Annotated in this window: 13 protein-coding genes; 9 read left to right on the top strand and 4 right to left on the bottom strand. The window is 59.5% G+C overall.

Annotated elements, in window-relative coordinates; translation table 11 throughout:
* The 4 genes from AYR66_RS07675 to AYR66_RS07690 form a co-directional block, all read left to right on the top strand.
* A partial coding sequence (locus tag AYR66_RS07675) for a COG4705 family protein (RefSeq protein WP_474647528.1) occupies window positions 1–367 on the top strand: 367 nt, incomplete at its 5' end.
* 208 nt (window positions 368–575) lie between these two features.
* Window positions 576–998, top strand: a complete 423-nt coding sequence (locus AYR66_RS07680; protein ID WP_088707018.1) for an EamA family transporter — start codon at window positions 576–578, stop codon at window positions 996–998.
* Window positions 995–1,720 carry a phosphatase PAP2 family protein gene (locus AYR66_RS07685; RefSeq protein ID WP_088707019.1) on the top strand — a complete coding sequence of 242 codons (726 nt, stop codon included), beginning with the start codon at window positions 995–997 and terminating at the stop codon, window positions 1,718–1,720. The genes AYR66_RS07680 and AYR66_RS07685 overlap by 4 nt, the downstream gene beginning before the upstream one ends.
* On the top strand, window positions 1,717–2,061 hold the full coding sequence (locus AYR66_RS07690) for a diacylglycerol kinase (RefSeq protein WP_088707020.1): 345 nt from the start codon (window positions 1,717–1,719) through the stop codon (window positions 2,059–2,061). Before AYR66_RS07685 ends, AYR66_RS07690 begins: the two co-directional genes overlap by 4 nt.
* Window positions 2,062–2,401: 340 nt before the next feature.
* Here the strand turns inward: AYR66_RS07690 and AYR66_RS07695 are convergent, their stop codons facing one another.
* Window positions 2,402–3,598 carry an acyltransferase family protein gene (locus tag AYR66_RS07695; protein ID WP_088707021.1) on the bottom strand — a complete coding sequence of 399 codons (1,197 nt, stop codon included), beginning with the start codon at window positions 3,596–3,598 and terminating at the stop codon, window positions 2,402–2,404.
* Window positions 3,599–4,117: 519 nt separating this feature from the next.
* Complete coding sequence (locus tag AYR66_RS07700; protein ID WP_088707022.1) at window positions 4,118–5,530, bottom strand: sulfatase-like hydrolase/transferase; 1,413 nt, start codon at window positions 5,528–5,530, stop codon at window positions 4,118–4,120.
* Between the two features lie 2 nt (window positions 5,531–5,532).
* On the opposite strand from AYR66_RS07700, the gene AYR66_RS30555 reads away from it, so the two are divergent.
* Entirely contained in the window at window positions 5,533–6,447 is a 915-nt protein-coding gene (locus AYR66_RS30555; RefSeq protein WP_420093095.1) for a DUF6622 family protein, read from the top strand.
* Between the two features lie 109 nt (window positions 6,448–6,556).
* On the opposite strand, the gene AYR66_RS07710 is transcribed toward AYR66_RS30555, so the two are convergent.
* On the bottom strand, window positions 6,557–7,288 hold the full coding sequence (locus AYR66_RS07710; protein WP_088707024.1) for a FadR/GntR family transcriptional regulator: 732 nt from the start codon (window positions 7,286–7,288) through the stop codon (window positions 6,557–6,559).
* 94 nt (window positions 7,289–7,382) lie between these two features.
* On the opposite strand from AYR66_RS07710, the gene lhpH reads away from it, so the two are divergent.
* The 4 genes from lhpH to AYR66_RS07730 are packed head-to-tail and all read left to right on the top strand — an operon-like array spanning window position 7,383 to window position 10,508.
* Window positions 7,383–8,393, top strand: a complete 1,011-nt coding sequence (gene lhpH / locus AYR66_RS07715; RefSeq protein ID WP_088707025.1) for a trans-3-hydroxy-L-proline dehydratase — start codon at window positions 7,383–7,385, stop codon at window positions 8,391–8,393.
* An 8-nt stretch (window positions 8,394–8,401) separates the two neighbouring features.
* Window positions 8,402–9,322 carry a delta(1)-pyrroline-2-carboxylate reductase family protein gene (locus tag AYR66_RS07720; protein ID WP_088707026.1) on the top strand — a complete coding sequence of 307 codons (921 nt, stop codon included), beginning with the start codon at window positions 8,402–8,404 and terminating at the stop codon, window positions 9,320–9,322.
* A 50-nt stretch (window positions 9,323–9,372) separates the two neighbouring features.
* Window positions 9,373–9,972 carry a helix-turn-helix domain-containing protein gene (locus tag AYR66_RS07725; protein ID WP_088707027.1) on the top strand — a complete coding sequence of 200 codons (600 nt, stop codon included), beginning with the start codon at window positions 9,373–9,375 and terminating at the stop codon, window positions 9,970–9,972.
* 14 nt (window positions 9,973–9,986) lie between these two features.
* Entirely contained in the window at window positions 9,987–10,508 is a 522-nt protein-coding gene (locus tag AYR66_RS07730) for a GNAT family N-acetyltransferase (protein WP_088707028.1), read from the top strand.
* 14 nt (window positions 10,509–10,522) lie between these two features.
* Here AYR66_RS07730 and AYR66_RS29435 read toward each other — a convergent pair.
* Window positions 10,523–10,796 (bottom strand): c-type cytochrome (locus tag AYR66_RS29435; RefSeq protein WP_206047100.1); only part of this gene is annotated, 274 nt, incomplete at its 5' end.

Below are 10,796 nucleotides of genomic sequence, written 5' to 3' on the forward strand. Positions count from 1 at the left end.
GACATACTACTGGCTCACGATCATGCTGTCGCAAGCCCTGGGCACGGCACCTGGTGATTGGGTCGCAGATCCGGAAACGGGACTTGGGTTTGGTTACGAAGGAGGTGCAATCCTGTTTGGCGTATGCCTGCTGGTCGTGGCCGCTGCCTACTTCGTGACAAAGGCCTCTCACACGCTCTTGTTCTGGATCACCTTTATCCTAACGAGCCCCTTGGGGGCCATCGGTGGGGATTTCCTAGACAAGCCACAAGCCAGCGGCGGCTTGGCCATGAGCTGGTATGCCGCATCGGCAGCAATTGCATGTTTCGTGGTTGGTTGCATTGCATTCTTTCCCCAGAGGGCCGAAAAAATTTCGGTATCGGGCTGAGGAGCAATTGACAGTACCGCGTCGACGAATGCCATCTATTGAGTAAGCGGATGACCCCACTGCATGTCCCGACAGAAGCACATGGATAGTAGGTAGTCGGCCCCTGCATGAGCACCGTTCGGACCCATCATTTTCTGTTCCCTGCTTCCTGACGCCCGTGTTGCATAATGAGTAGAATCACATTTCTTAATCAATCGCTACATCTCCTATGGCCTCCTGGAAATTTTTTGCCTTGGGATCGGCATTCTTTGCCGGGCTGACAGCCATCCTCGGAAAACTTGGGGTGGAAGGACTCAATTCCAATCTCGCGACCTTGATTCGGACAGTCGTGATCCTGATTTGTACGACGTTGATCGTCAGCTACCGCGGCGAATGGACGTGGCCAAGGGGGATGGAAATGCGGCCGGTCGTCTTCCTGGTACTGTCCGGTATCGCCACCGGCCTGTCGTGGCTCCTCTATTATCGGGCGCTGCAGATGGCGCCCGCATCGATGGTCGCTCCACTGGATAAGCTCAGCGTCGCATTCGCCATCGTGCTTGGAGTGGTTTTCCTGGGTGAAGCGCTGACGCCGAAACTCATCGTGGGGGGCACTTTAATTGTCCTCGGTGCCCTGGTGTTGGCTTGGCCATGAAAGGTTCTCGCCCGCTTCCAGCCTCAAAGCTTGCTGGCTTGCCTGCGCTTCGCAATTGGCTTGAGCCCCGCATACTCGGGGCAATAATTGTCGCCACCGGCAGTTTATGGGCCTTCATCGAAATTGCAGAAGCGGTCATCGAGAACGAGACACGCGGCATCGACACGGCAATCCTGCTGGCCCTGCGATCGCCCGGCCACCCTGCGGAACCATTGGGGCCCGCGTGGCTTCAAGAGATGATCCGCGACATCACGGCGCTGGGAAGCCCCGTCGTTTTGAGCTTCGTGGTGGTAGTGACGGTGATTGTTCTCATCCTGTCCGCAAAACGGCGATCTGCACTGTTTGTAGCAGTCGCAACGGGCGGCGGGGCAGTCCTTTCCTCAACGCTCAAACACTTTTTCAATCGTCCGCGACCAGAGCTGGTGCCGCACTCAATGGCGATCTTTTCTCCAAGCTTCCCAAGCGGCCATGCATTGCTTGCCGCCGTGGTGTATTTCACCTTGGCGGCTCTTCTGGCCCGTCTGCTGCCGACATGGCGCTTGAAACTGATCGTACTCATCGTGGCGGCGATCCTGACGGCGGCGGTCGGAGTCAGCCGGGTCTATCTTGGTGTTCACTGGCCGAGCGACGTTCTCGGCGGGTGGGCCGCCGGCGCCGCTTGGGCTCTAGGCTGCTGGCTGCTGGCCGAGCGTTTAAAACTTGGCAAGGAGGAGCGTGCATGAAGGGACAGCCGTTTATCAAGCGCCTCGGTTTTGCACTGCACGGGCTGCATCTGGCGTTTCGCCGAGAGGCCAGCCTCCGACTTCAATTTCTGGCCGCAACTGGCGCGTTGGTTGGCCTCATCGTAACGGCTGCGCCACCGGTCTGGTGGGCGATCGGCATTCTGGTCATCGGCCTGGTGCTCGTCGCAGAACTCGTTAATTCCGCGTTGGAAACGCTATCTGACCTTCTTCATCCAGCGCATCATCCGGAGATTCGGGCAGTCAAGGATATTGCGGCTGGCGCGGTGCTGGTCGCTAGTGTAATCGCCCTTGCTGTCGCACTTGCCTTCTGCTTAAGCTAACCATGTAGGCTTCGCTGTTACCAACGCTTTGGACGAAGACTGCCCGGCGTTGCTCTATGCTTTGCGAAACACCGATTTTCCCACGTCAAGATGGAGAACTTCGGTTTCTGGCCGGGTGTACCTGGTCGGCGTTCTTGAAGGACAGGCCGCTTTCAGCTCCCCTTCAGCCTCTCGACCGGGCGGCACGATATGACGCAGTCGAGCCAAGCCGGCCCCTGGACGAGGCGAAATGCAGCCGCTTTCCTGCTCATGGTTAGTGTTGGGCATGCGCTGACTGGCGGGGAGAACAGGCAGCTGATCAAACTGGCGCATCTATCCTGTTCAAGGGGTATTCATTGACTTACAGTGTTCCCGACGCCGCCCGTGTTCCCGAGTAGTCTGCTTCGGATTGACGCTTCCCGTTGAGCAGCACGCCAATAGCGGTGCGGCGGACAAAGAGGTGGTAGGTCAACAGGCATACGGCAGTCGTCGCAGTCACGTTCAGCAGCATCTTGGTAATCGCCCCGACCGGCAGGTTATAGACAAGGATGCCAAAACCAATCGTTCCAAGCATGTGCACCAAGAAAACCCAATACGAGCTCTCGGAGACGTAGCGCAACAGGCGGTTTTGATTCGGAAGGTAACGCAGGAACAAGCCGATTAGCGCGAAACTCCACAGCCAGCTGGTCAGGTTGTAGAAAAATGCAATCCAAAGTTCGAGATAGGGCACGCTCGCCGGATTGGTGACGAAGATTTTGAAAGCCCAGAGCACACCGACGAATACACTGAGTCCGGCAATTGTGTTTCTCCAGCGCGTTTTCGCGAAAAACGGGAAAAGCATGACTTGATGGCGATACAGGAGCAATCCAAACATAAAAAATTCACCGTGATGCAATAGCTCGGGCAACCGAGGAATGAAAGATCCACTCGAAGTGAGCACGCCCGCTCGATAGGTTGACCCGACAAACGCCAGTGGAACGGCGAGAAAAACAGGCCCCCACCAGTTGCTTGCAAGTGCGCGAAATGTCATGTCGACTGTATCGCGCATACTGACAGGTACCGTCACCCACAACGGTGCCAGCGCAGCCGTCAGGACGCAGAACCAGATCAGGTAATAGATGAACCACATGTGCATCGTATTGAGAGGCGATGCACCGCCTCCGTTCTTTGCGAGAAGCGAAGTGTCGATGCCGATGTCGCCACGGACCATCATATGTACGTACACGAGCATCAAGATCGTCGTACAAATAAGCAGTACGGGCCAGAAGATAGCAAACGGCAAAAGCAGCCGCCGCATCCGATGCTTCAACATGGCTTTGGAGCCGCCCCGCTCGATCAATGACGCAACGAAGTAACCAGCTAAGATGAAGAACACTGGCATTCGGAAAGAGTGGATAAAAACGACGATCAGGTCAGCAAAGGCAGAGGTTTGCGGATCGCGCCAAGGAAGTGGCGATGATCCGGTGAGGTGGTTGATGGCGACATGAAGGATGATGCCCAACCACATCATCACGGCGCGCAGGTTGTCGAAAGCGTGAAGCCGGCATTTTTGTCCCATCGGATACCCTTTGTTGTACTTGTGCAAACCGGATGCCGCGCAATGAGCTTTCGAGCTCGAGGCAGTGCTTGCCGCCGGTCTCCACTAAGCCCACATCGCAAGAGCCCGCATGGACAATGCCATTCATTTTCGGGGTCACGTACCCAATAAAAGTTGACTCCAAATTTCTTAACTTCATGAAGTCATAAGAGGCAGGTAACGGCATGCTGGCATAGAGATGTTGGCTAAATAATATCGAATTGATGGGACGATTGGTAGTCCGGTATTGGCCGCTTTCGGACTTTCTGAACGATCAGACCAACTTCCGCTTCCGCTGCACCGCAGTGGTTCACAAATCCAGACCTACCCGCAACAACGGTTCGCAAATCAGGATTTTTTGATCTGACACTCTATGACGGCGCTGACGGTCGCGGAGGGCGCAGGAATGTCGAGAAGAGAGCGTTTGAAAAATTGAATGGAAGGTGCCCGCAAGCAGAAAACGCTTGAACCCGAGAACATCATCCAGACATTCCACCCGCTTCAATGCTGCCCTGACACCGTCCACAGCCCCAGATACGCCTCCGACCGGTTCATCAACGATTGCTGCATCGTCTCGAAGCGATCCTGCGGCGGCACTTGTTCCTGCCGGTTGAACGCGCTGTAGCCCAACCCCATGCGGTCACCGACGACATCGAAGCCGGCGAACTCGAGGATGGTCGGCAGCAGGTCGAAGTGGACGAGGTCGTCCCTATTCTTTTGCGGCGGCGTGCTGGCGATAAAGGTATTGAAGATGTGCCGCTCCGGCAGCGAGGACAGCTTGTCCGACACCGGGTTCTTCCTCGCGAGATGGTCGCCGACGATGACGACGTTGGTGTTGGCGAGATAGCCATTGTCCTCAATGAACTTCATGAAATCCGCGACCTCCTCTGCGGTGCATTCCACGACGCCGTCAAATGCGTGGTAGCCGCGCTGCGCGCAGTGCTTCGACATGAAACCCGCAGGCTCGTGCGTGTCGACGGTGAGCAACGTGAGGTTGAAGCGCGTTCCGGTTTCTTCCAGTTCGGTCAGCTTCCGCTTCGCCTTCTCGAACAGGTCGTCGTCGAACAGGCCCCAGCCGTTCATCTCTTCGGGACGCACACCGTCGCGTAGCCAGTCTTCCTTGCCGTAGATCTCGTGATAGTGATGGTCGCGCAAGAATTTGCCTTTGCCCGCAAAGGTGTCCGATCCGCCTTCCATGAAGATGTTGCGAAATCCGTGTTCGCCGAGGATGTCGCTCAGGCAGGTGGCGCTCGGCAGGAAGGTGTCAAGCACTTCACCTTGCGTGTTTTCATCGTAGACAGTCACGCGCTTGAGCGGCACACCGCATTGCGTGGCGACGAGTGCGGCGATAGTCCATCCGGTGCCCGGCGCCTGGCGGTAACGGTCGAAACTCACGCCGCCGAGACGATGCAGTGGGGAGAGCATGTCGGTGCCGAACAATTTCCTGTCGCCGTAAGCGGTTTCAAGACTTTCGACGTAGATGAGGACGAGGTTCTTCGGATGCTGCTCGCGCAGCCTGACCTTTTCCGGCGAGACATAGTGCGACGAAAAATAATCCGGGCCGAAATTGGCGGCGAGATAACGGCAGAGCGAGACCTCGTATACCCAGAACAGCAGGGCGCTCAACAGGAGCAGCCAGGGGAGCGGCCGAACGACAGCGGAAATCCGCGAGAGGGCGCGCGAGCGCTCGGCATAAACAACAAGGGCGAGAACGAGCAAGGGCGCGAACACGCACCAGCGGAAGAACCGCTTGATGAAGACCGGGTCGGAAGCCGTGAGCCCATCCACGCCGAAGCTCAGGTGGTAGGCAATCTGCTCGAGATCGGGCCTGCCGAAATAGCGGTTGAGCCAGTAGGCGAGGAAGAAGAGGAAGAATGCGAGCAGGTAGGCGCTGTAGCGCGGGATGGATCGCATCCATGCCTGCGGGCGGAGCGGGGCGGGGAAGAACAGACTGCGGGATTTCACGGGAAGCTGGGTACAGCTCGGCTGGCGGCGCCGGGAAGGCGCGCGCAACGTTCGCTGTTATAGGGAAAGTTGCCATTAGACATGCCGGATGTGTCGTGGTTTTGTCGACAGCCGGCAAGTATGTAAGGAAATGTATCGTGCGGCGTTACTGGCGTCGTGCAGTTTTGCTGCGGACATCGGGGATAGCGCAGTCCGGGCAGGCCGATCTATGCAGTCTTGCATTAACTGGCGGGCATTCCTTGCATTTGGCGCCACGAAAAACCCGTTTCGTCGCATTCCCATCGAATCCGGTCGGACCCTCGGATAAGGTAACAATCCTCAATTTGTCCAAAGGGAGAAGCACCATGCTGCAGCGTATCGTCACGAATACCCCGGTCTGGGTCTGGTTCCTGCTCCTGGGCCTGGTCGTCGTCGGCATCACCCAAAGCCGTTCGCGGCACATCAGTTTACGCCGCGCGCTGATATTGCCGGTCGTGATGACCGGCTTGTCGATCGCGGGCACGGTATCGAGCTTCGGCGCGGCGCCGCCGGTATTGCTGGCCTGGTCCGTAGCCGCCGGCAGCGTCGCATGGCTGGTGGGCCGGCGGCCCGTGCCGGCCCGCACCACATACGATCCGGACACCGGGCTTTTTTACCTGCCCGGCAGCCTGTTTCCGCTGATGCTGATGCTCGGCGTTTTCCTGGTCAAATATATCGTCGGTGTCCTGCTTGCGATGCAGCCGTCGCTGGTAGGGAGTGCAAGCTTCGCTGTCGTGGTCGCCATCCTGTATGGCGCGATGAGCGGTGTCTTCGCCGGGCGCGCGGCGCGCCTGTGGAAAATCAGCAGGCGTTCGGAACGCGCGTCCGCGCTGCCGGAAGCCGCATGAATCACTTCGCGCGCGGCTGAGATGCGAAACCTGCCATAGCGGCCTGTCGAGTGCATGGCGGGTTTCGCTTTCGCTCTACCCACCCTACGGTCCTCTATCGGCCGCATGCTCACCCGTTACTCAACATGTCATTCCGCACCCGCTCCAGATGCTGCCGCACATAAAACCGCGCCGCTTCCTGGTTGCCCGTCGCAATCGCTTCGTAAATCAACCGGTGCTCATACACATACAGCCGCGCCCGCGACGGGTCATGGATGCCGGTGTCGCGGAGCTGCTGCCACAACGGCTCGTCGACCGCACCTGCGATGACCTTCGCGATGCCGATCATCACCGGATTGCCGCTCATTAGCGCAATCCGTTCATGGAATTGCCGGTCATGTTCATTCCATGCCTGCCTTTGCTGCGGATCGGTCAGGTCGCTGGTGGATTCCATCAAGTCGAGCAAGCGCTCCATTTCCGCATCACGCTTCCCCACTGCGGCCGCAAACCCAGCGATCAGCGGCTCCACCGCGAGCCGGGCTTCCATGGTCGACATCGGACTGGTATCGGGGCTGACCGGCGCCTTCGTTTCACGGATCACCTCCAGCGCATCCGGCAACACATACGAGCCTGAATTGCGCCGGGTCTGGATCACGCGCTGGTTCACCAGTTCGGCGATAGCTTCGCGTACCGTGGCCCGTCCGACCTCCAGCGATGACGCCAGGTGGCGTTCCGCCGGCAGGCGCGCGCCCGGCGGATAGGTGCCGTCGAGAATCAGGCTTTTCAGGCGACCGGCCACCAATTCGTATAGTTGCGGACTCCGCAGGGAAGAGGAAAGTTTGTCCAGGCCCGGTAAATTCATGTTTAATTTGGATCAATTTAAAAACCAATCTGGTTATACTAGAACCAGTTATGGCAGGTGTAAATAGCGGCCAGATTCACGGTGAGAACAGACGATGCTAAATTTCCTTCGCACGATACAGACAATTGATGCGCACACCGGCGGCGAGCCGTTGCGCATCCTGGTTTCCGGCATGCCGCCGGTCCCGGGAAACAACATCCTCGAGAAACGCGCATGGCTGAAGGAGAATCGCGACGACCTGCGCAAGTTCCTGATGAACGAGCCGCGCGGACATGCCGACATGTATGGCGCCTACCTGCTGCCGCCGACCACGCCGGAAGCTGATTTCGGCGTGATCTTCATCCACAACGAAGGCTACAGCGACATGTGCGGCCACGGCATCATCGCGCTCGGCAAGGTGCTGGTGGAGATGGGCTATGTCGAGCGCAAGAGTCCGGTCACGCGCATCGGCTTCGATGCGCCGGCAGGCTTCATCGAAGCGCATGTCGAATGGGATGGACAGCGCGCAGGCAATGTCACCTTCCGCAACGTGCCGTCGTTTATCTTCATGCGCGACCTTGAAGTGGAAACGCCCACCTTCGGCCGCATCACCGGCGACATCGTGTTTGGCGGCGCGTTCTATTACTACATCAACGGCGCCCAGGCCGGTCTTGAAATCAAGCCGGAACTGGTTCGGTCGCTGATCCAGTTAGGCGCGGAAACCAAGGCGGCGGTGAAGGCAGAGGTCGGCATTCAGCATCCGCAGGAACCGGGGCTGAACGAACTGTACGGCACTATCATCGACGGCGCACCCAACCGCGCGGGCGTCGACCAATCCAACGTCTGCATCTTTGCGGACCGCGAAGTGGACCGTTCGCCGACCGGAACCGGTACGTCCGGCCGCGCCGCGCAACTGTTCCTGCGCGGCCGCCTGCCGCTGAACCAGTCTTATGTGAACGGCAGCATCGTCGGCAGCAGCTTCACCGTGCGCGTCATCGACAGCGTGAAGGTCGGCGAATTCGACGGCGCGATCACGGAGGTCACCGGCGCCGCGCACATCAGCGGCTTCAACCAGTGGGTGCTGGAAGAATCCGATCCCTTCCCGACAGGCTTTTTCTTTCGCTGATCACCACCATGCACATACTCGACCGGGCCCGGACGGCCCAGGCACTTCCTTATTCCAGGCTGGTTCCTGCAGTGGCCGTTGCGGCGAAGGAGCTGTCCGCCGGACAGATCGTCGCTCCCGAGCGGCAGGTAGTCACCATCGATCCGGCCAGCGTCTTGCTGAGCATGCCGGCCATCGGCGCGGATGTCAGCGTCACGAAACTCATCACCGTGCACGCGAAGAATGCGCAGCATGGACTGCCGGCTATCCAGGGGGAAGTGATCGTGTTCGATACGGCCACCGGCCGCAGGCTGGCCTTGCTCGATGGCCCGACGGTCACCGCACGCCGCACGGCTGCAATGACCCTGCTGGGGATTGATACGTTTGCGCCGAAAAAGCCGTCGTCCGTGTTCATCATCGGTACCGGCGTGCAAGCCGCCGCGCATGTGGATGCACTGGTGGAATTCTTCGGCGTGCCTGAATTCCATGTTGCTGGCAGGACCGTCGAAAGCGCCCAACGGTTCGCCGATGCATTGAAGGTGAAGCATGCCGGCTTGACCGTGCATGCGCACGCGGCGGCATCGTTCACGAATGAAGCGCCCGAAACCGATGTGATCATCGCGCTGACAACCTCTAGCGTGCCGGTGATTCCGATGAAGGTCGCGGCGCAGACGCTCGCCGTTGGTGTCGGCGCCTTCAAGCCCAACATGGCCGAGTTCCCGCCCGAGCTGCTGCATGCGCGTCATATCGTCGTCGACGACCGCGACGGCGCGAAGCATGAGGCCGGCGACCTGATCCAGGCCAAGGTCGACTGGAGCAATGTGACCGGGATCGGCGATATCCTTTCCGGCAAGGCAGGGCATCCTTCGTCCCTCCCTGTCTTCAAGACAGTCGGACAGGCTGCATGGGATCTTGCCGCCGCGCGCGTGGCCATCGACACCCTGGTATAGCGCGCCATGATTCCGTTTTACTGGAAATTTCAATCCAGTATAATGGATGCATGGATATCAATGCACATATCGCCCAGCGTGTACTGGCCCTGCGCAAGGCATGCGGTTATACGCTGGACGGGCTGGCCGAGCGTAGCGGTGTCAGCCGCTCGATGATTTCGCTCATCGAGCGGGGGCAGAGCAGCCCGACGGCCGCCGTGCTCGACAAGCTGGCGGCCGCACTCGATGTCACGCTTGCGACCCTGTTTTCCGACGAGCCGTGCAGCGAGCCTGCGTCGCCGCTGGCGCGCAGGAAGGACCAACCCCTATGGAAAGACCCGGCCTCCGGTTATGTGCGGCGTAACGTGTCGCCGCGCGGCTTTCCGACACCGATCGAACTGGTCGAGGTGGTGTTCCCGCCGCACCAGTGCGTCGCCTTCGACAACGTGACGCGCGACGCGGAGACGCACCAGCAGGTCTGGGTCCTCGAAGGCGCCATCGACGTCACGGCAGGCAGCCAGACCTGGCACCTGGAGGAGGGCGACTGCGTGGCGCTCCAGCTCGAACACCACACCGTTTTCCATAACCAGGGCGACAAGCCGGCGCGCTACGTCGTCGCACTGAGCACGTTGCCGGCCCCAACGCGGAAGCGCTCCACTCCGAACCATTAAAAGGAATCCGAAACATGAACCTGGTCCATTGCAGCTACGAGCGACACGCGGGCGCGATCCTGGAAATCTTCAACGACGCGATCCTGACTTCGACCGCGCTGTACGACTACAAGGCGCGGACCATGGAGAACATGGTCAAGTGGTTTGAAGTGAAGCAGGCGGGCGGGTTTCCGGTGATCGGTTTCGAGGACGCCGTCGGCACGCTGCTCGGCTTCGCCAGCTACGGCTCCTTCCGCGCTTTTCCGGCATACAAGTACACGGTCGAGCACTCGGTGTACGTGCACAAGGACCATCGCGGCCGCGGCCTCGCGCGCAAGTTGATGAACGAGCTGATCGACGTGGCGCGGCAGCGGGACGTCCATGCGATGGTGGGTGCCATCGATGCGACGAATCCGGCGAGCATCGCGCTGCATGAGCAGCTCGGCTTCAAGCTTGTCGGCACGCTGCCGCAAGTCGGCTTCAAGTTCGGCCGCTGGCTGGATCTGGCGTTTTACCAGTTGCTGCTGGAAACGCCACTCAAGCCGGTCGACGGCTGAGCCGGTTGAACGCTTTAGTCGACCGGTGCCCCTCGCAAACGCGCTACATCAACCGGCGACACAAGCGTGCCGCGATTTCCCCAACCCGTGCGCACGAAGGACACCACCGCTGCCACTTCAGCGTCGCTCAGGGCCGTGCTGAATGGCGGCATGCCGTAAGGCCGTGGATTGCCGTGTGTGCTGGGCGGGTAGCCGCCGTTCAGGACGATGCGCACGGCATTGACGGCCGGGTTGGCGCCGAGCGATACGTTCCCTGCGAGCGGCGGATAGGCGGGCGGTTTGCCCTTT

The organism is Noviherbaspirillum denitrificans (assembly GCF_002211445.1).
In the GTDB taxonomy this organism is placed as follows: domain Bacteria; phylum Pseudomonadota; class Gammaproteobacteria; order Burkholderiales; family Burkholderiaceae_D; genus Noviherbaspirillum; species Noviherbaspirillum denitrificans.

What these genes read in the sequence shown, in the direction of transcription:
- AYR66_RS07680 (WP_088707018.1), top strand. Translation starts at nt 576, where the DNA reads ATGGCCTCCTGGAAATTTTTTGCCTTGGGATCGGCATTCTTTGCCGGG.
- AYR66_RS07685 (WP_088707019.1), top strand. Translation starts at nt 995, where the DNA reads ATGAAAGGTTCTCGCCCGCTTCCAGCCTCAAAGCTTGCTGGCTTGCCT.
- AYR66_RS07690 (WP_088707020.1), top strand. Translation starts at nt 1,717, where the DNA reads ATGAAGGGACAGCCGTTTATCAAGCGCCTCGGTTTTGCACTGCACGGG.
- AYR66_RS07695 (WP_088707021.1), bottom strand. Translation starts at nt 3,598, where the DNA reads ATGGGACAAAAATGCCGGCTTCACGCTTTCGACAACCTGCGCGCCGTG.
- AYR66_RS07700 (WP_088707022.1), bottom strand. Translation starts at nt 5,530, where the DNA reads ATGCGATCCATCCCGCGCTACAGCGCCTACCTGCTCGCATTCTTCCTC.
- AYR66_RS30555 (WP_420093095.1), top strand. Translation starts at nt 5,533, where the DNA reads ATGCCTGCGGGCGGAGCGGGGCGGGGAAGAACAGACTGCGGGATTTCA.
- AYR66_RS07710 (WP_088707024.1), bottom strand. Translation starts at nt 7,288, where the DNA reads ATGAATTTACCGGGCCTGGACAAACTTTCCTCTTCCCTGCGGAGTCCG.
- lhpH (WP_088707025.1), top strand. Translation starts at nt 7,383, where the DNA reads ATGCTAAATTTCCTTCGCACGATACAGACAATTGATGCGCACACCGGC.
- AYR66_RS07720 (WP_088707026.1), top strand. Translation starts at nt 8,402, where the DNA reads ATGCACATACTCGACCGGGCCCGGACGGCCCAGGCACTTCCTTATTCC.
- AYR66_RS07725 (WP_088707027.1), top strand. Translation starts at nt 9,373, where the DNA reads ATGGATATCAATGCACATATCGCCCAGCGTGTACTGGCCCTGCGCAAG.
- AYR66_RS07730 (WP_088707028.1), top strand. Translation starts at nt 9,987, where the DNA reads ATGAACCTGGTCCATTGCAGCTACGAGCGACACGCGGGCGCGATCCTG.